The organism is Bradyrhizobium sp. CIR18, from assembly GCF_014198295.1.
GTDB lineage: Bacteria > Pseudomonadota > Alphaproteobacteria > Rhizobiales > Xanthobacteraceae > Bradyrhizobium.
The window spans coordinates 158,089-177,321 of record NZ_JACIHF010000004.1; the positions used below are offsets into that span (position 1 = coordinate 158,089).

20 protein-coding genes are annotated in these 19,233 nt (G+C 63.6%); 4 read left to right on the forward strand and 16 right to left on the reverse strand.

Annotated elements, in window-relative coordinates:
• The first annotated feature begins 91 nt into the window (after positions 1-91).
• Genes GGD65_RS16625 through GGD65_RS16635 form a run of 3 tightly spaced genes read left to right on the forward strand, consistent with a single transcriptional unit; the run spans position 92 to position 3,291 of the window.
• The gene (locus GGD65_RS16625) at positions 92-1,780 is read left to right on the forward strand and encodes an aspartate:alanine exchanger family transporter (protein ID WP_183235938.1); all 1,689 of its coding nucleotides are present in this window, start codon (positions 92-94) and stop codon (positions 1,778-1,780) included.
• A 12-nt stretch (positions 1,781-1,792) separates the two neighbouring features.
• Positions 1,793-2,680, forward strand: a complete 888-nt coding sequence (locus GGD65_RS16630; protein WP_183235939.1) for a S9 family peptidase — start codon at positions 1,793-1,795, stop codon at positions 2,678-2,680.
• Between the two features lie 23 nt (positions 2,681-2,703).
• On the forward strand, positions 2,704-3,291 hold the full coding sequence (locus GGD65_RS16635; RefSeq protein ID WP_183235940.1) for an invasion associated locus B family protein: 588 nt from the start codon (positions 2,704-2,706) through the stop codon (positions 3,289-3,291).
• Between the two features lie 15 nt (positions 3,292-3,306).
• Here the strand turns inward: GGD65_RS16635 and GGD65_RS16640 are convergent, their stop codons facing one another.
• Positions 3,307-3,675: a response regulator gene (locus GGD65_RS16640; RefSeq protein WP_283813677.1), complete on the reverse strand. Its 369-nt coding sequence runs from the start codon at positions 3,673-3,675 to the stop codon at positions 3,307-3,309.
• 195 nt (positions 3,676-3,870) lie between these two features.
• Complete coding sequence (locus tag GGD65_RS16645) at positions 3,871-4,494, reverse strand: response regulator transcription factor (protein ID WP_183235942.1); 624 nt, start codon at positions 4,492-4,494, stop codon at positions 3,871-3,873.
• 308 nt (positions 4,495-4,802) lie between these two features.
• On the opposite strand from GGD65_RS16645, the gene GGD65_RS16650 reads away from it, so the two are divergent.
• Positions 4,803-5,486 (forward strand): helix-turn-helix domain-containing protein, encoded by a 684-nt coding sequence (locus GGD65_RS16650; protein WP_018319926.1) that lies wholly within the window; start codon positions 4,803-4,805, stop codon positions 5,484-5,486.
• Between the two features lie 257 nt (positions 5,487-5,743).
• Here the strand turns inward: GGD65_RS16650 and GGD65_RS16655 are convergent, their stop codons facing one another.
• From GGD65_RS16655 to GGD65_RS16720, 14 genes are all read right to left on the reverse strand, one after another.
• Complete coding sequence (locus GGD65_RS16655; protein WP_183235943.1) at positions 5,744-6,223, reverse strand: potassium channel family protein; 480 nt, start codon at positions 6,221-6,223, stop codon at positions 5,744-5,746.
• Between the two features lie 364 nt (positions 6,224-6,587).
• A complete protein-coding gene (locus GGD65_RS40175) occupies positions 6,588-7,013 on the reverse strand; it encodes a hypothetical protein (RefSeq protein WP_246783302.1) in 426 nt (141 codons plus the stop codon).
• A gap of 70 nt (positions 7,014-7,083) precedes the next feature.
• On the reverse strand, positions 7,084-7,551 hold the full coding sequence (locus GGD65_RS16665; protein ID WP_312017710.1) for a transglycosylase SLT domain-containing protein: 468 nt from the start codon (positions 7,549-7,551) through the stop codon (positions 7,084-7,086).
• Between the two features lie 262 nt (positions 7,552-7,813).
• Positions 7,814-8,299 (reverse strand): hypothetical protein, encoded by a 486-nt coding sequence (locus tag GGD65_RS16670; protein ID WP_183235944.1) that lies wholly within the window; start codon positions 8,297-8,299, stop codon positions 7,814-7,816.
• 66 nt (positions 8,300-8,365) lie between these two features.
• Positions 8,366-8,881 (reverse strand): YbjN domain-containing protein, encoded by a 516-nt coding sequence (locus GGD65_RS16675; RefSeq protein ID WP_183235945.1) that lies wholly within the window; start codon positions 8,879-8,881, stop codon positions 8,366-8,368.
• Between the two features lie 18 nt (positions 8,882-8,899).
• Positions 8,900-9,889 carry a peptidyl-prolyl cis-trans isomerase gene (locus tag GGD65_RS16680; RefSeq protein ID WP_183235946.1) on the reverse strand — a complete coding sequence of 330 codons (990 nt, stop codon included), beginning with the start codon at positions 9,887-9,889 and terminating at the stop codon, positions 8,900-8,902.
• A 53-nt stretch (positions 9,890-9,942) separates the two neighbouring features.
• Positions 9,943-10,542: a hypothetical protein gene (locus GGD65_RS16685; RefSeq protein WP_409362743.1), complete on the reverse strand. Its 600-nt coding sequence runs from the start codon at positions 10,540-10,542 to the stop codon at positions 9,943-9,945.
• Positions 10,543-10,544: 2 nt separating this feature from the next.
• Complete coding sequence (locus GGD65_RS16690; protein WP_183235947.1) at positions 10,545-12,383, reverse strand: putative porin; 1,839 nt, start codon at positions 12,381-12,383, stop codon at positions 10,545-10,547.
• 53 nt (positions 12,384-12,436) lie between these two features.
• A complete protein-coding gene (locus GGD65_RS16695; RefSeq protein ID WP_183235948.1) occupies positions 12,437-13,156 on the reverse strand; it encodes a TonB C-terminal domain-containing protein in 720 nt (239 codons plus the stop codon).
• The gene (locus GGD65_RS16700) at positions 13,153-13,527 is read right to left on the reverse strand and encodes a hypothetical protein (protein WP_183235949.1); all 375 of its coding nucleotides are present in this window, start codon (positions 13,525-13,527) and stop codon (positions 13,153-13,155) included. The genes GGD65_RS16695 and GGD65_RS16700 overlap by 4 nt, the downstream gene beginning before the upstream one ends.
• A gap of 170 nt (positions 13,528-13,697) precedes the next feature.
• Positions 13,698-14,102 (reverse strand): biopolymer transporter ExbD, encoded by a 405-nt coding sequence (locus GGD65_RS16705; RefSeq protein ID WP_018319914.1) that lies wholly within the window; start codon positions 14,100-14,102, stop codon positions 13,698-13,700.
• A 5-nt stretch (positions 14,103-14,107) separates the two neighbouring features.
• Positions 14,108-16,096, reverse strand: a complete 1,989-nt coding sequence (locus GGD65_RS16710; RefSeq protein WP_183235950.1) for a MotA/TolQ/ExbB proton channel family protein — start codon at positions 16,094-16,096, stop codon at positions 14,108-14,110.
• On the reverse strand, positions 16,096-17,763 hold the full coding sequence (locus GGD65_RS16715) for a ShlB/FhaC/HecB family hemolysin secretion/activation protein (protein WP_183235951.1): 1,668 nt from the start codon (positions 17,761-17,763) through the stop codon (positions 16,096-16,098). Before GGD65_RS16715 ends, GGD65_RS16710 begins: the two co-directional genes overlap by 1 nt.
• A gap of 319 nt (positions 17,764-18,082) precedes the next feature.
• Complete coding sequence (locus GGD65_RS16720) at positions 18,083-19,072, reverse strand: FecR domain-containing protein (RefSeq protein WP_183235952.1); 990 nt, start codon at positions 19,070-19,072, stop codon at positions 18,083-18,085.
• Between the last annotated feature and the right edge of the window lie 161 nt (positions 19,073-19,233).

Here is a 19,233-nt window from a genome sequence, read left to right on the forward strand (position 1 = left end):
GTGCCTTGCCGCTCGCAGGGCTTGATCTGGATCAAGCAATGCCCGCGATTTCCCGACTGAGATCTCGGCAAAGCGCCGGGGGAGATGCGACATGGATACCGTCAGGTGGATCATCTCCACCGCTCCCGAGATCTTTCTGCTGCTGGCCGTCGCCATCGGCACGATCCTCGGCCGAGTCCGGATCCGCGGCTTTGCCGTCGGGACCACAGCCTGCATCCTGATCGTTTCCGTGCTGCTCGGACAGCTCGGCAGTTTTGCGTTCCCGCCGCTGCTCCGCGTCATCCTGTTCAGCCTGTTCGTGTTCACCATCGGCTACCGGTCCGGGCCCGAGTTCTTCGCCTCCTTGAGCGTCCGCACGCTCGCGCAGGTCGCCATGGCGCTGGTGCTGGGCGGCACGGGTCTGGTCGTCGTCCTGTTGTTTGCTCACGGCTTCCGGCTCGATCCCGGCACCGCCTCCGGGATTGCGGCCGGAGCCTTGACGCAATCGTCGGTCATCGGCACCGCCTCAGGCGCATTGGCCCAGCTCGGCCTGCCCAAGGATGTGCTGAGCCAGCAGGAGGCGAACATCGCGGCGGGCTACGCCGTGACCTACGTGCTCGGCTATATCCTGACGCTGCTGTTCGTCCCCTTCGTCGCGCCGAAATTGATGCGGATAGACCTGAAGGCTGAGGCAAAGAAGCTCGAGGCGGAGCTTGCCGGCGGCGAACCGCCCAAAACCGAAAATCTCTCTTATCGCAAGTTCCAGGCCCGCGCCTATCGCGTGACCGCGGGCGCCGGGCGCACCGTCAAGTCGATCGAGGAGGAACTTGGCAGCCGCACGGTCGTCGAGCGCATCGTCCGCCAAGGCGCGGACATCGAGCCACGTTTGGAGACCGTGCTCGAGGCCGGCGACGACATCGTCATCGCCGGCCGCACTGCGGTCATCGTCGCCGCCAAGCCGATCATCGGCACCGAGATCGACGCCGACGAAATCTTGAAGGCCGTCCCGGGCAACGTGCTGGAGGTGCTCGTGGACAATCGCCATCTCCACGGCCGCTCGATCCAGGAGATCGCGGCGCGTGTCGGCACCGACGCCCGGGGCGTTTTTCTACGCGCCCTCACCCGCATGGGCCGCGAGGTTCCCTTGAGCGCGGACACTCGGATCTATGTCGGCGACGTCATGACGCTTGTCGGCAGCACGCGCAATATCGAACGTGCAGCAAAGGCCATCGGCCAGATCCTGCGGTCGGGTGATCGCGCCGACATCGCCTTTCTTGCCGCCGGCATCGCCGCCGGCCTGCTCGCGGGGCTCGTCAGCTTCAGGATCGGCGGCGTCGCGCTCACGCTTGGCGGTGGCGGCGGCGCGCTGATCGCGGGCCTCGTCTGCGGCTGGCTACGGTCGCGCAAGCCGACCATGGGCGCATTGCCGCCGGCGGCGCAACAGACCCTGAGCGATCTCGGACTCGGCGGCTTCATCGCGGCGATCGGGCTCGGCAATGGCGCTGCGGCCTGGGCCGCGATCCAGGCCCACGGGCTGCTTCTGGTCGGCATGGGTCTCGTCATCACGCTCGTGCCGCTGATCGTCGCGACGCTGTTTGCATTCTATGTGCTGCGCATGAACCCGGTCGTGACCTGCGGCGCACTGGCGGGCGCCATGACCGTCGATGCCGCGGTGACCGGCACGTGCGAGGTGGCCGAAAGCCAGACCCCGGTCCTCGGCGTCGCCGTGCCCTATGCGGTCGGAAACGTGGTGCTCACGGTGCTCGGGCCGATCATCGTAGCGGCAACCTACAGCGGATGACGGAGATCCGTGATGCGGCGACCGGCCAGATCGGTGCTGGGATGTTTCGCGACCGTATTGTTCGCTTGGGTCGCCTTCGCCGCGGCCGCGCGCGCGGCGGATGACGTCCGCATCCAGGAAGAGATATGGGCGCTGCCACTACCGCTTCCGATGTTCGCCTATCTGGTGCGTCCTGTCGGCGACGGCCCCTTCCCGCTCGTGATCATGAACCACGGCGTCTCGCTCAACCCGACCGACCGCAGCTTCTTTCCGTTGGTCGAATTTCGCGACGCCGCCCAATGGTTCGCAAGGCGCGGCTACCTCGTGGTGGCGCCGGTCGGCTCCGGCTATGGCGCAGTCGCCATCGACATTCCCGAGCGCGCGATCTACGGACCGTTCTTCTCCAAGATCGGCAAGTGCAGCAATCCCAATTTCCGCGACGCCGGGCTCGCGGTCGCCAAGGTCGACCTCGATATCATCGACTATCTGGCCGCCGAGAAGCGCATCATCCCCAAGGACGTGATCGTGATCGGGCAGTCCGCCGGTGGCTGGGCCTCGATCGCCTTGTCGAGCATGAACCCGCCGCAGGTGAAGGCCATCATCACCTTCGCTGCGGGTCGTGGTGGACGCGTCGGCGGCAAGCCGAACAACAACTGCGGCCCCGACAGGCTGGTTGAGGCCACCGCGGATTTCGGCCGCACATCGCGTGTGCCGATGCTGTGGATCTATATCGAGAACGACACTTTCTTCGGCCCCGAACTGTCGAAGCGCATGCATGCGGCTTTCACCGCCGCCGGCGGCCGGGCCGAGTATCACCTGATGCCGCCGTTCGGCAATGAGGGCCATTTCTTCATCGGCTCGAGGGATGCCATCCCGCTCTGGTCGCCACTGGTAACGACGTTCCTCGACGCGCTGAAATAGATGCCGGATCCGTAGGTGAAATCATGCCCAATGCCCGCGACTGCCTTGCCATTCTTCTGCTTATCACCATCGCCGGCGCCACGGCAGCGCCCGGCCATGCCGCACCGAAGGGCGCCCAGGGCGAGAAGCCGGCGGCCGAAGTCGCCACACGTGGTCAGCGTGAAGCAAAGGACATCAGCTACGGCGGTTGGCAGAAGCTCTGCTTCAAGGCCGGCGGCGCGCCCACGCTGTGCCGGACCTCGATCACCGGCCAATTCGCGACCGGACAGACGGCCGTGCGCGTCGATCTGATCGAACGCGAAGACGCCGCCACGGCCCGGCTGCAACTGTTCGTGCCTGTCGGCATGTACCTGCAACATGCACCCAGGTTGAGCGTCGACCAGGGCGCGCCTTTCCGCCTGCCCTACACCTGGTGTCTCACCAATCTGTGCATCGCCGCCGATGTGGCGGCGCCGAAGATCATCAGGGAGATGGAGTCCGGCAAGACCCTGACGCTCGAACTCGTCGATTCGAACCTCCTGGCCATGACGACTTCCATTCCGCTGGCGCAATTCGCCTCCGCTCACAGGGGAACGCCAGCCAGGACGCTCGAGCAGCATATCGACGAATAGCGGCCGGTGTCGATCTTACGAGATGCCGGCGCGTTCGACGGACTCGATCAGTGACTCGCCCGTAAAGGGCTTGATCAGATAGGCGATGCAGCCGGACCCAAGCGCCGCAGCGCGGTTCGCGGGGCTGTCGTTGCCGGTAATGTAGATAACCGGTGCGGTGACGCCCTGCTCAGCCAGTCTTCGCCGTACGTCGATGCCGGATTTTCCACCAAGATCGATGTCGAGGACGATGCAGATCGCGGTGTAGAATTTGCCGTGCTGGAGCAAGGCCCTCGCGGAGTCGAACAGCGTGGCGTCGAAACCGTGCCCACGCAGCAACCTGCTCAGGCTGGTCCGCATGGACCGATCGTCATCGACGACAAAAACGGACGGACATAGCGGCAAGGCGATCTGCCTTTCGGGAGATGAACGAACTGCGAGCGCTGTGACGGCGGTGGGATACTGCACACGCTTGCTTTGCGTTGCCGACCCGGCGCCTGTGCATCATTGCGCACGCCTCGCCGTGCACTGTCAACACGCCTCGATATTGTCCTTTAGGGCAATCACACCGTGGGAACCGGGCTTGCGGTGACGAAGCAGCTAATGCTCGTTCGTACCGAGCATTCCGAGCCGTTCCGCGATCGAAACGAGTTCCGCAAGCGAATGAACCTGCATCTTCTCCATCACCTGATGGCGGTGAGCTTTCACGGTGCGTTCGGTCGTCCCGAGTTCATGCGCAATCTGCTTGTTGATCCGGCCGCGCACGATCAGATTGAACACCTGTCCCTCGCGTTGCGTCAGCGTGGCCAGATGAGTCCGAAACGTCTCCAGCTTGCTGCGCTGGGCGCGCGCCGTCCGCTGGCCCGCCAGAGCGCGCTCGATCGCATCGATCAACTGCTCGGAGGATATCGGCTTGGTCAGAAAGTCTTCCGCACCTGCCTTGATCGCCCGCACGGTAGTCGGCGTGTCTGCATGCCCCGTCAGGAAGATGATCGGCAGCGTCGAGCCGGACGCGATCAATCGCGCCTGCAAATCGGGGCCGCTCAATCCTGGTATGCGCACGTCGAGTAGAATGCATCCGGCCTGCTCGGGATCCAGCGCAGACTCCTCCAACTCCAGCGCCGACGCATAGGTCGCGACCTCATAGCCCGCGAGCTTCAGACGCCGTGCGATCGCAGTCCGAAAGGACTCGTCGTCATCAACCACGTGAACGAGACCCGACACCTTCAACCTCTCGCCCAGTTCCAGCGAGGACCATTGACGTCCTCTCGCTCGACAAAGTCAGCTTCAACAGTTTGAGAACCGAAATATCTGCTTGCAATGAGCCAAATCCCCGCAGCGGCAGCGCTTTCTCATTCTGCGCACCAAGCGCCAGAAGCTGTCCCTTGGTACAATGCACCTAGGGACAATGGATTGAAATACTGCCTTGGGCGTAAATCAACCCGGCGGGAGCGGGACAGCGCGGCGCATTCCCAGCAGCGAAAATTCTCGTCGAACGGACCAAATTCGGCGATGAGCTGAGGACTTGGCCTATGTTTGTTCGCATCACAACCGATTCCGCACTGCGTCCCAATTCCCTCCGTGACCTCGGCATGACCAGCGATTCAAATGCGCTCGTCAGTTTAAGCGAATTTTCGTACAGAAAAGGCACCGAGATTTACGGTGAGAAAGAGCCCGCCGAATATGTCTATCAGGTCAAGGCGGGCGCGGTGCGAAGCTACAAGCTGTTGTCCGATGGTCGCCGGCAGATCGGCGCATTCCACCTCATCGGCGACATCTTTGGGCTCGAGAACGGTGGGGAGCATCGATTCACGACGGAAGCGGTCATCGACACCACGGTGCGCCTGATCAAGCGGCAAAGTCTTGAAACGGTGGCCGAGAGCGATGCCATGGTAGCCAGAAACCTGCTCAGCATGACCACGAACAACCTCCAGCATGCGGAAGACCACATGCTGTTGCTCGGCCGCAAGACCTCGCTGGAGCGGGTCGCGGCGTTCCTGCTCGAAATGGACAAGCGGCTGACGGCCGCGGGCGTCATCGCGCTCCCGATGTCGCGACGCGATATTGCCGATTATCTCGGCCTCACGCTGGAGACCGTCTCACGCGCTCTGTCGCGCCTGCACGAACTCGGCATCCTCGGCTTCATCGGCAACACCCAACGGCAGATCGTGTTGCTCGACCGGAACCAGCTCGCCAGCCTCGATCTGCAGCCTTGATCTTGGTTCGACTTGCACCCGGATCAGCGTCTACTAGACGGCGCGTGACGCGTCGTCGATAGAGATCGCGCGACCTCCAATCGCCGGTGACGATGATTTGAACGCCCATGCAAAGCAGCAGGAATGCTGACAGTTTCGTCACCGGTGCCTCCTCACCGAACAGGCGCGCCATGAAAGCGAGCCCGTACGGGTTGATGATCGCGAACAGATCGCCCAAGCCGAACAGGAAATCGGCGATGAGTCCCGATCCCGTCACATTATCCACGCCGCTCCGTTGCGATGCTCGGATTACCCCGAACCGGTCCAGATGCCTTGACGGCTTCGAGATGGTCGAGCGTCTTGCGCAGGACCTCGAACAGCACGGCCGCCGACCATCCAAACAGCAGCACCCCGTTCATAGCTGTCAGTGGGCCAATGAGCCGCCACTCGCGAACGGGCGTGACATCACCGTAGCCGAGAGTTGTATAATTGACGAAGGCAAAATAGAGCAGTCCGTTTTCGACAATTGCCGCGCCGACAATGCCGTAAGTCGCGGCCCACACGAGGACTTCGAGTGTGTGCGCGACCATCAGCACCACGGCGGTGGCCATCATCACGCCCATCAAGTGCGATCCCGGCCGCGTCGTGTGACGCAAACCTGCGCTGCGGGCTATACCGACCGCGACGACGGTCACCAGTGCGTGCAGCCCGATACCGACCAGGCTAACAAGCGTGCCGACGAGAAATTGAAGCATCATAGCGCCCACCGCATTGCAACTGGCTGGTCCTGGTCTTCGATCACCGAGTTCCGAAACGACTGCGTCGCCACAGCTGCATCAGGTCAGCTGCTCGGCCATGCGTAGCTGGGCGCCGCTGGCAAGCGTCGTGATTGATCCACGTCAATGGTGGATCGCATCATGGGGCCACGGAAAAGCGGTGAGATAACATGCGGACCCTATAGTCGTTCAAGTCCACCCCGGGAATAGCAGAATTCATGACTGCGCCGGGCCCGGTAAAAGCATCCAAAGCAGCTCGGCCGCGGGATTCTGATTGCTTCGTCAGCAAACCGCCGCGAGAGCAGACGCCGTCGGAGCACATTCCGGTAACAAGCCTTGGATCCCTTCATCGATGCCCGATCGGCGAGGAGAACACCGGCGGTGGCGGCCGGTAGGGAGTGGTGGAAACGCCGAAGTTCCGGCCATATTGCTGCTGAACACCGGGGATGTTGACGACCCCGAGCTTGGGGTCAGGCGACCTGGCATCGATGGGCGGCAGATTGATGCTCGGATTGACCCGATCGACCTCCCTCCTGAGCTTCTGGTTGAGGCAGTCCATCGATCGGCTGGATCCGATCTCCACCTCTACGCACCTGTCTGGCGCGGCCGGCGCGCGGCTGCCGGTGGGCGAGGCCGACATGCGGCCATCAGGAGCGATCCTGGGGGCGCTGTTTCCGATTACGATCGGCGGAAGAACGTTGACCTGCTCTTCGGCCACGGCTTGTGACAGGAGACAGGCCGTCAGAACGAACGAAGGCGCTACCAGCCGCATCGCGATCTCCTCTTCCAAAGAGTGGGCGCGAACTGGCTCACCCCGGACAATCCGTTCGTGCGCACGGCCCCTATCGCCCTGCCCGCGCCTGCGCAACGAGCGCGCTGAGCTGGGTGTTGAGCGCAACAATATTCACCGTGCCCGTTCGCGACAGGCCCAGACATTTCCGCCCGCAGCCGCGGCCCGATGGAGCCGGCTCGCCAAACGTCGGCACCGGAACACTGGCGGTCACGCGAAAGCCGCGAGCGGTGAGCTTGGAACGCACCGCCATGCAGTAGTTCACCGAAAGGAATGAGAAGCGCGTTTCGCCATGGCCGGCGCGATATTTCATCGCGGCGGTACAGAGGTCGCCGCCGGCGAGGCGCCAGGCCTTCGCAAGATAGACGACACCGTAATGGATGTTGATCTCGGGCACGGCCAGATCGGCCAGCGTGCCGGAGAAACCGAGCATGCGTGCCGTCGAGGGCAGGATTTGCATCAAGCCGACTTCGCCGACCCCGCCGACGGCCCCAGGATCATATCCGCTCTCCACAGCCATCACCGCCTCGGCGATCTCGGGCGCGAGACCGGCCTGCGCGGCTCAGGGCGCGATAACGCGAACCCGCATCGGGGGCTCGCGGTGGCAGCGCTTCGACCGCAGCGTGACGAGCGTCGACCGTTTTCGGTGCCGAGGTCGTCTCGGCGCGAGCGCCTGCCGGCAACAATTGGGCGAGCAGAAGTAATCCCGGGACCAAAGCCGTCGACGGCAACGACATCATTGACCGCGCCAAGCCAGCGCTCCCGTTGCGGGCCGACATTTTCTATTTCTCCTGCTGCAATCGATCCGTCGCCCGCAGCGAGAACCGCAAGTGCAGCGGTTGCAGCATCTCGGGCGGTGGCACACCAACATTTCCTCCGGTCAGCAAGGCCCGAAGCTCGACGGAAGCCTTGGGGTGATCGAGCCCGTCAAACTCGACGCGATGCAGCCGACCGTCCGACGATACCCAAGCTCGCAGAACGAAGGTCACAGGCGGCGCATCGCCGCCTGTGACGCGGCGGTCCAGGTACTCCTGGAAATGCCGTGCCCTTTTGTCGTCGGACGCCAGTCGCTGCTCGATCTTCTCCTTCAATTGCCCTGCGAAAGCCTGCCAAGCCGGCGGAGCTGCATCGGCCGCACGGTAGTCGCTCCTGTCCGCGGCAACGGGCGATGCGTCGACGCCAGCTCCGGCGGCAAGCAAACCGGCCGCCGCAGCCAGCGAGCCGGCGATTCTATTCCACCACGTTGCGCGGAATTCACGGTGGGCCATCGTCAACATGTCTCGTTGGACTTGCGCGCGAACTCTTTCCGAACGCCTCGGGGACATCGCAACGAGCTACTGAAGAGCGGCCGCCGGGCCGCTGACGTCGGCGTTCTCGTATCCCGCTGCCTGTTCGACCGGCGCCGTCGTTCCCTTCCTGGCCGACAGCTCGCGAAGTTCATCGCGCAAATAAACGATCAGCTCCTGGACCAGGCGATCCCAGATGTCGATCTGCGCGCGCAGATGGTCCGCGGTCACGCCGCCCGCGACCGAGACATCCAGGGAAAGCACGAGGAACTGCTGGCTGAGTTGAAGACGCGCAAACCGGCGCGTCGCGTTCCAGCGATTGACCAGATCGAGTGGAAGCTCGCCCTGAACCTGGAGCACCGCAGTAAGGGCTGCATCGACGAAACTCTCCGCGTCCGCGAGCCAATTCCCCGGACGAATGTCGAAGGTCAGACCGCCAGTTGCCGAGCGGAGATAGGTCAGATTGACCACGGGATCGGTGAGCTCCTCCACGCGGTAACCGACCTGTTGCAGTGCTGAACGCAGATCATTGAGCGTGAGCTTGACGATAATTGTATTGGACATTGCTAACTCCACTGCGACTCATTTCCGGGAATTGTCGAGCAAACCCGAAAGGGCAAGCTCGTTGAGAATGGGCGGGTTCTGCTTGAGCAATTCAGCGAGATAGGCCCGCCGCAGCGCGGTGGCCCGCTCGCTGCGCATCTGCTGCACCAGCTGATCGCGCACTTCGGGCAAGGTCCGGGTGTAGGCGGCCTTTGTGTCGATCAGCTTGATGATGTGCCAGCCATCGTCGAGCCGGACGGGCTCCGAGATCGTATTCCTGGCCAGTCCCTGCACCTGCGCCTTGATCTCCGGCCGGATCTGGTTTTCGGCCACCCAGCCGAGATCGCCGCCGCCTTTTGAATCGCTATCCGCCTGTGCAATCGTGCCGAAATCGGCGCCTGGCGCCTTCAGCTTCGCCTGGATTGCCTCGATCGCCTTCTTCGCTTTGTCGTCAGCTGCCTTGTCGCCCTCGGCCGCTGCGACGAAAATCTGCGCGAGGTGGAACTGACGAGGCACCAGCAAGGCGCCGCGGTTGGCGTCGTAGACCTTTTGGACCTCGTCCTCGCTCGGGAAGCTCTCTGGAGGCGTCGAGACCGATTGCAGATAGATCTCGACCACGGCGTTCTCGCGCACGCGATCGAGCTGCGCCGCGACTTTGGGCAGCTGATCCCACTTCTTGGCGATCACCTCCTGCAAGACCAGCCGGTTGGCGAGCAGCATGCGAACCGCCTGACTCAGCAGCGCCGGGTCTTTTGCGAGCGCCGCCTGCTCGCGCGGTCCCAGCGCGCCGACATAAGCGCGGAGCTCCTCCGCCGAAATATTGGCCTCGCCGACCCGGGCGATGACGTCATCGCCGCCGGTCGTCCTGGCGGAAGCAAGCCCCTGGGTCGACGGTGCGGGGGTCGCCGACGTCGGCGCTGTTGCGGCGGGAGCCGCCGGCTTCGGCTTCACCGCGGGTTGAGCCGGACGTTGAGGCGCCGGCGCGGTCTGGGCAAATGCCGTCTCCACCGACAGGCCCAAGATCGCCACGGCAGCTCCGACAACAAGGGTCGATCTCGACGATCGGATAACGTTGGGACGGTTCATGGTGTTGCCTTCTGGTCAAGCAGCTTGTCGACACTTTCCTGGACGAAATTCTGCGCGCCGACGCGGCCTAGACCCGTCAGCGGCTCGCTTGCGACTGCGGCGTCGCCCAGTGTCAGGCTGCGATATCGATTGAGAATGTCGCGGCCGACATTGACGAGTTGCACGTTCTTGGCCTGGCAGCTCTTGGTGCTGGCCTTGAAGGCCGCCGCCTCGCCTTCGAACTTGGCACGCTCTGCGTCCTTGGTGCGGGCGACGGTGGCGGCCTCCTCGTAAGCGACCTTCCACTTCTCCAGCGTCTGGTTGCGCTCCTCCAGACGCTGATTGAATTCATCGACTGCTTCGCGATGCTGCTTCTGAAGCTGCTTCGCTTCCGCCTTGGCCGCATCGATCTGCGCCTTCAGGGCCGCCTTCTCGCGGTCAGCGTCCGCGATCTTCGCCTGCAGCGCCGTGCGCTGGTCCTCCATCTGCCGCGCCTGTGCGATGGCGCTGCGCAGCGCCTCGCGCAAGCGGTCGGTCTCGCTTTCGGCATGAACCTCGCCACAGCACATCGCGGTCGCGATTGCGGCCGCCACGAGACCGGGAATCCGGGAAAGCATGATCAGAACCTCGCGTTCAGATCGACTTGCAGGACATCGACGGCGTAAGGCACGCCCGCGATGTTGTTCGCGCTCAGCCAGCGGACGCTGGCCCACACGTCATCGCTGAGTCCGACATTGCCACCGACGAAGTAACCCTTGAGGTTGGTGCCGCCGAGCCCGAAATCGGAATCAACGAACGCGTCGATGGTCGCGTCGGATTGCAGATATTTGTAACCCGCATGCACGTTCCAATCCCAGAGATGCTTGATCTGCCTATGGCCGACGGTGACGCGGCCGAGCCATCCCTGATTTCCGCCGTTGAAGGCACCTGGCACACCGGCCGCGACATCGGGCCCGCGGTTGTTGACGGCATATCGATTCATCAGATTGCGGTCGAACGCGCTGTTCCAGACGTACTCGCCGTCGAGCACGATATGCACCGGGTGGAAATGGCCGAGATCGAACTGTACGCTGCCGACGACAGGCCGATACTGCCCGACCAGACCAAAATATTGAAAGAGCGGCGGCACGGCCACCGCCGGGTCGGAGACGATATTGCGCAGCGTCGTATAGGTGTTGCCCTTCTGGGCGAACGAGGGCCGGGTCACATCGCTGTCGCACAGATCCGACGATGACTGCACCAGACAGGGGCTGGAGAAGCGTCCCTGGACATTGGAGAAATCGTAATAGGCGGCGGCGACGCGCATCGACGTTTCGGAGCTGAGGCGCGCCGCCACGCCCGCCTGGCCGCCGAACAGCCATTTGTCGTGGCTGGCGAACTTCGTGACCCCGCCGGTGTTCGCATCGAAATTGGCACCGATGTTGAAGTCGGTATTGTAGATCGGGAACGCACCGGCTACCGCGAACGGCGTGACGTCCTTGGCGATCTCATACTTTCCTTGCACGGCGAGGCCGTCGAAGCCGAGATCCTTGTGCCAGACGAGATCGCTCGGCGACCAGAACGGATTGTCGAAGCGGCCGACGGACACCGACAGGTTTCCATCCCAGGATTGATGCTTGAGATAGCCCCGATCGAGCCACAGCGCGTATTTCGAGAAGTTGCCGCCGTTCGCGCCAAGCGACTGATTGGTGGAGACGGGCGAACTGTTCTCTCCCGTCGCGATGCGTATGCCCGCGGTAAACCCATTGAAGATGTCGGCCTCCATGCCCAGGCGGGCGCGAAGCCGGGCCTGGTGCCGGTCCTGCGTGGCGTTGTAGGTCGGCGCGAAGCTGTTGCTATTGAGATCGTACGGGGAGCCCGTGTTGATCGCGTTGAAGTTATAAGCGTGAAGCTGATCGTTGCCCTCCGGAAAGAAGCTGCCTTGATAGCGCGAGCGTATATCGCCCGTGAATCGGATCCGCTGCGCCCACTCCGGATAGGCGCCGGGCGAAGCCCAGTTTTCCTTTTGCGCCTTGGCCATCACTTCCTTCTTGATCTCCTCGCGCAGCTGCCGTTTGACCACCTCCGGCACGTACGTGACGTGCCGGGTGCCGGGCGGCGAGGCAGCCGCAGTTGCTGCGGTCGCGGCCTTTGCCGCTTCATCGGCCTTGGCGGCGGCGTCCTTCGTGGCCTGGCGCGACACATAGGCTTCGTCGTCGGCCTGCTTGATCAGCGCCTGGGCCTGCTCCTCCTTGATCACGCCTTGCTTCACCAGCAAGTTGACCAGGTTGATCGTCGTGTTCGACGACAGCGGCTTTGCGTCGGACACGGTGGGACGCTTGGCTTCGGACTTCTTCGCCGCCATCGGGCTCTGATCCGGTGCGGCCTGGCCAAAAGCGGGCGCCGCGACGGCAAGCGCACACAGCGATATGGCGGTCGACGACGTCAGGCGGCGTACGTCGCGTTTCTTCTTGAACATAAGTCCCCAGTCCTCTGCTAGTCACTCGACTCGAACGAATTGGTTGCGGCGGATCAGCTTGGCCGGCGCGCCGTGACGCGCGTCACCATCGGCATCGGCATGTCCCTGGGTGGCGGCTCCCGCAACACGAGACTGCCAAGCACGTCGTTGCGGATAGCGGCGTCGAGCTCGGCGTCGCCGGTCGACGAGACGAGCTGAATGCGACTGACGCGGCCGGTCGCATCGGCCCACAGCCGGATTTGCACCTGCATCGTCGCGTTGCGCGTCTTGCCGTTGGCGCGCAGCGCCGCCTCGATCTGCGACTGCACGATGGAGGCATACCAGCCCCAACGACTGCCGCCGCCTCCTCCGCCGCCATAGGGGCTGCCGCCCACCTTGCTGCCGAGATTGAACAGGTCGCCGGGCCCGACGGCCTTGGCGTCGAGCGCCAGCGGACCCGGCGGCTCTTCGTTCTTGGCGTCCTTGATCGGCTCGTCCTTCGGCTTCTCGACCGGTTTGTCTTCCTTGAATTCGGGCTCCGCCATCTTCGGCTGCTCGACCATCTTCTGCTCGGGCGGCGGTGGAGGTGGCGGCGGAGGCAGCGGCGGCGTGATCGTGACGACGGTAAGCTCGCGCACCTGGCGCGGCGGCGGCAGATCGTCGTGACCGACGAGCAGGAATATCATGACGCCAAGGACGCCAATGACGGCCAGCGCAGCGCCGTAACGCAGCCATGATTTCGCTCGCGGCAAGGTTGGCGGCCGCGGACCGCCCTGCTCATTCGGTGTCGTCATGACACCGCCTCGAGCGCTACCGGTTCGGAATTCCTGCCGGTGACGTACTGCACGACGAAATTCACGACCGTATCGAAGTCGGTCGTATCCAGCGTGATCGTGGCATCGGGAGCCGCCTCGATGACGACGTGATAGGTGGACTGATCGGGCAGGAAGTCGACATAGGCAACGCGATCGATCGACAGGCGCGAGCCTGGGCAGCGCGACATCGCCAGAAGCAACGGATCGCGCTCGGGCGCGCGGCTCGCGACTTGCTTGCGCAGCAGGTCCGCAAGCTTGACCAGCAGGGCTTCACCGCGGATCGGGAAATGAAGCACCGTGCCGGTATCGGGCGCGCTTCGTCCGACGCCGGCTTGCTCGACCTCCCGCATTCCAGCAGTCGGTGTCCGCGGCTCGAGCGAATGCGCGCTTACGAGGGTCGATGGCACGTCGACGGCGGCCCGGTCCGCACCGGACGATATCCCGCGAAGCCATGCCCACAAGGCCCTGGCTCCCCTTCGCGGATCGGCGCGCATAACCATGGAGGTGCCCATTCGTTCCGTCACTTCACAAGCGGCTTGGTCGCGAGCCCGACCTGCGTCAGGCCGACACGGCCAAGCAGGTCGAGCACGTCCATCACGCTCTGATATTGGGCTTGCGCATCGCCGCGCAGCACCACGGGGAATTCCGGCGTCAACGCCTTCTGCTGCACCAGGCGCTGCTCGAGCTCCGGCAGCGTCACCGGGATCGTATCGAGGAAGATCTTGCCGTCGTTGGCGACCGTGATCGCCTTGGTGGTCTGGGTAGCGAGGCTCGGCGCAGCTGACGCTTTCGGCAGATTGACCTTCTGGCCCTGCACAGTCGCCGTCGTCATGATGATGAAAATCACCAGCAGAACGTAGGCGAGATCCAGCATCGGCGTGATGTTGATGTCGTCATACGGCTTGGAGTCGTTCTGGACCTGCATCGTCGTTACTCCGCGGCGATGCCGCGTTCGATCTGGTCGGCGGAGTAGAACTCCGCCATTTTCGTCACGAACTCGTCGACGAAGACCTGGATGTCGGTGGTCAGATCCTTGATGCGCGAGATCAGGTAGTTGTAGCCGAACAGCGCCGGGATCGCGACGCCCAGGCCGGCGACCGTCGCGACCAACGCGGCGGCGATGCCCGGGGCGATCGCATTGACGTTGACGTCTCCGCTGGCTGCGATGGCGGCGAAGGTGATCATGACGCCCACCACGGTGCCGAGCAGGCCGAGGAACGGTCCGCCCGAGATCGCGATGGTCAGCACCACCATGAGCCGGTTGAGCCGTTGCGTCTCCTTCACCGAGCCGCCGTCCAGCGCGGCGCGGATGGCGGCAATCGACGCGGCCGAGAGCACCGGCATACGCTCGCCCTTCCCGGCGAAGCGATGGCGGATCTCCGAGGCTCCGATATGGTAGATGCGATAGAGCGACGACGCCTGCATCATCTTTGCATCGGCTTCGTCGATACGGCCACCCAGGGTCCAGATCTCGTCGGCGTCGCCGCGATCGAGCATGGTGAGATCGGCCGCGAGCTCGCGGAAGCTCTTCATGAAGCGCGCGTTGGCCTTGGCTTGCTTGTTCAGGTAGGAAGCCCTGTCGTACATCACGACCCAGCTGACGACCGCGAGGATCAACAGGATGCCGATCACGATCCAGCCGTCGAGCGTCACCGATTTCAGGATCACTGCGAAGTAACCCGACAGCCAGCTCGCGGTCTCCTCGTCGACGCTGAAAGTCACGAGCTTGGCCTGGTTCGGTCCCTGCCCGGTGGCGACGAACTTGATGAAGCCCGGCGACCGCGCAACCTTTGCGAACTGCAGTTCGTCGATGTCGCCGACGAAGGCGGCCATGGCCGCGGCCGCAGGCGTTGCGGCCGCCGGTGCCGGGGCTGACGCATCTGGAGCTGCCGCACCGTCCGCTGCAGACGATGGCTGTGCCGCCGCGGCACTGGCCACGGGTGACGCAGGCGCTGCATCGCCCCCGACCGTGGCATTCGTGCTAAGCGCCGGCAGCGTTGCCGCGAGCGACGCATAGGGTGAACCATCAAGATAGAGCACGACCTGGCCGCCGTTCGCGACGACGGCGACATGATGCCAGCCATTCGGAGCCAGCGGCGCAGCGGCGCCGCTGCGTTGCGCGGACCCCGCGTTCGTGACCTCCACGAACGGCACGCCATTATCCAGCCCGATAACGAGACCGTTGGCGCCGTCGCGGCGGCTATACAGGGCTGCGTTGGGCTGCATCGCTCCTGGCTTGATCCAGGCAGACCATGTGAATGCAGCGTTGTCGCTCAAGGCGAGCGACGATGCAGCCGGCAGAGTCAGCACGCCGCGACCGTCGAGGCGCAAGCCGGTGCCGATCAGCGAGCCGTCTGCGGGCTGGCCGACGCTTTGCGCATTGTTGGCCCAGACCGACGCGTCCAGCGCCGGCGTGCCCCGTTCGTTGAAGTGATAGACCAGTAGCGTATCCGGATCGTAAGTCCCCTTCGGATCGCTGGTCGCGACCGCCTTCTTGTTGCCCGAATAGAGCCAGATGTCGGTCTTGGCGCCGGGCTGAAGGTTGGGCACGGCCACCCAGAGCAGCGCCTCGCCGAGCAGCGAGTCGTACTTCTCGATGTGGTGCTTCAGCGGTGTCTTGTCGTCGCCGGCCACGAAGCGCAGGTCGCTGCCGTCATCCTTGGCGGATGCAAAGCGGAAATTTCCGACATGCAGCCGAACCAGGACGGGCGCAGTCCCGATCGGATCGGTAATGCCGGCACCCGATGCGCTGGCGTCGATCGTGATTTTCTTGCGGAGCTGCCACTCGTCGTTCCACCACGCCCTGGCAGGCGACGGACACAACATTGCGGCAGCAACCAACGCCGGCACCAGTCCTGTCAGAGCTCGCCGAAGCGCCGATCGGCACACGCCAGCCATATGATCCCATCCCGCAGTCATCAGAATTCACCCCAGATTCGGAAATTGACGCGCGGACTCCTCGCGCTCGAGTAGGTCTGACTGACCATCGGCACCGAATAAACCAGCGTGCCGTTCAGGTAGTCGAACATCTTGAATCGGCTGCCGACGCCGTAGCTCCACAGATTGAACTGCGATTGCTGGTCGGGAAGTGCGTTCAGCATGGTCGCCATGCCGGCGTCCGCAAATGCGAACGCCCGCCATTCGTTGAAGATCGTGAAGCGCGCCTTGCCCTGCCCGGTCTCGTCCTTCATCCGGCTTTGCAGCATCTCGCCCACATTGGGGCTGCGCAGCTCGAGATTGCCGACAACGCCGTTGTCGCCGAGCGTCTCCGACTCGAGATAGCCGCGCACGGTGTCGAGGCCGCCGACGCTGAACTGCTCGCTCGAGACCAGCGGTCCGTCCGCGACCTGTCCCTGCACCTTGCCGTAGAGCTGGAAGCCTTCCGGCAATTCCTGGGTATGCGCGACATCGACGTTGAAATGGGTGAAACTGGGGGAAGCCGCGTAGCGCTTGTTGTCGAACGGCACCACGCCATCGCCCAGCGGCCGCAGATTGTAGGTGACGGCAGCATTGAACTGGGTCGTGAACCCCTCGTCCTGGAATGTCGCGCCATAACTTGCGACAAACGGATAATAGGTGACCGGAGATGAGAAGCCGACACCGCCGAGCTTTACGGTCTGATCGAAATGCTTGTAGTCGACCCCGGCCGAAAGCGTATGGAACAGGTTTTCCCGCGTCGGCAGCGTCATCACCGCGCGACTGCCGATGATCTCTCCGGGCCCGATCACGTTCGTGCCGCCCACGGTCGCGACATCGCTGCTCGATTTCACGCCGTAGAACAGGACGCTCAGCCAATCGACGTTCTGCACCCGCGCCAGATAGGAGCCGGAAAACACTTCTGCGTCGCCCGGACGCTCCGGCGCGACCTGATAGCTGAAATTGACGGAGTGGCCGAGCTGCCAGAGATTGTCGTAGTGCACGGTGCTGCTGACGCGCAGCGCCGTCGTATTGGGGGACTTGCGGTTATTCACTTCGACGTTGGCATGTATCGGGACCTTGTCCTCGACATTCAGGTCGACGTCGACCGTGCCCGGCGTCACACCGGCGCGCAGGGCGGGAGTTACGCGTCGATCGGGCCACTGGTTGAGCGCGACGATATCCTTGGTAACTTCGTTGAAGTTCGGGACCGTCCCCTCCTTGAGAGAGCCCGCTCCCTCGGCGATCTTGTCGAGCCGGAAATAGCGCGCGTTCTTGACCCGCAGACGGCCGACCTTCAGCTCCGTCACCTTGAGGGTGATCATCCTGGCCTGCGCATTCTGCTGCGGAACGGAGACGCTGACGGTCTGATAACCCCTGTCGTGATATGCTTTCTCGAGTGCCGTTCGCGCCTTTTCGACGTCGTCGGCACTCTTGTTCGGCCCGAGATATGGATACACCGCCTCTTCGATGTCGATCTGCGGGAGCGTCTCGGCGCCCTGGATCGCGAAATCGTCGATGTCGAACCGCTGCACGGCGGCGGCCGGCTTTTGCGCGGCAGCAGCTTCACTTGCCGGGGGAGCGGACGGGTTGTTAGTCTTCGGCGCTCCGGATGCGGAGACCTTGGCCGCATGGGCCGGAAGCGCGGCAACGAGGCCGCCGGCCAACATGCCCGCCGTCAGACAAAGCAACGCCGTGCCCGCCGACGCATGCCGGCGGTGCTCGCAATCAATTCCACTTTTCACAGATGCCCCGCCCGACTCCCGAACCAGCTAAACGAGGTCACGGCCGGACACCGTGATCACGTCCCCTCGCTCTAAAGACGATTGGGCCGCGCCCAACCCGCAAAACTTTTTTGCAAGATCGGGAAACGTTAGCGATTATTTTAGGAGCAGCATCTGGCGTGATGTGCCGGCATCGATTCGCGCGCAGTAACGAGAATGGGCGCGGCAACGAGTCTGCGCATATTCGAACCCGGCCGGATGAGGCTCAACCGAGCAGCACAACTCCGCCCGGCAGCGACCGCGCCTGGGCTCCGAACAGCTGCTGAACCTGGGGCACGAAATCCCCGAGCTTGTCGATCTGAAACGTGCCGTTGACCATGCGGCGTTTGAGATCCGCATTGGTGATGATGATCTTGCCGGAACGATAACGATTGACCTCTTCCACGACGTCCGCAAGCGGCCGATCGCGGAAGATCAGGAGCCCTGATTGCCAGGCTGTCACCTGCCCCGTGTCGACCTGCACCGAGGCTTCGATGCCGCCCGGCGCATAGGACACCTGCTGTGCCCTGCCAAGTCGCACCGTTCTCTCGCCTTGCGCAACATCAACGCTGCCGCTCAGGCAGGTCACCGACACGGCGCCATCGAGGCAACGCGCGTTGAAATCCGCTTCCACCGCGGAGATCTGACCATTCGCCGCCAGCAGCACAAAGGGGGTGGCGGCGGACGTCGCCGCTACAGAGGCTTCGCCCGATATCAGTTCAATCCGGGTTTCGTTTGACGCCGAACGCAGCGCGATGCTGGTCTGCGTATTCAGCTCCAGAGACACGTTCGGCGCGACCGCGATTTTGCGCAACTCGCCCTTTCCGGTCCGGTAATCGGCGGAGAGTTCTCCGAGCGACGGCCAAAGGCCAAGCGGCGGACGAACGATTGCGTACTCCACCGCGGCCGCTGCCGCGGCGCCCGCACCTCCCAGAAAGGCGCGCCGTCCAATGGGCCGGGACACCGGTCTTCGTGTCAGCCGTGCGACGTCTCCTGTCACCGGCCGATCCGCCAACTCCTGCGCAGCGACGCCCGCATGACGAAAGACCCGAGCCGCGTTCCTGAAGGCGGCTTCGTGCGCGCCGCTTTGCTGACGCCACGCTTGCAGCGCCTCGACGTCTGCCCTGGTCGGTTCACCCGTCTTGAGGCGAACGACGAAGTCCAGGGCTTCGTGCAGAAGCGCATCCGGCTCAGTTGTTTCGTTGGTCGCGGTCAAGATCCCTAGCCCATCTATCGCACTCGCCAGACCGGTACCCACACCGGGCCAAAGACGGTCAGAGGCGATATGTTATCGATTCCCCTCAATTTCGAACAGCACCCTCCGGACCGGGACATCGGCCGCAACGCCCCGGCAATCAACGGCAAGACACATCCGCG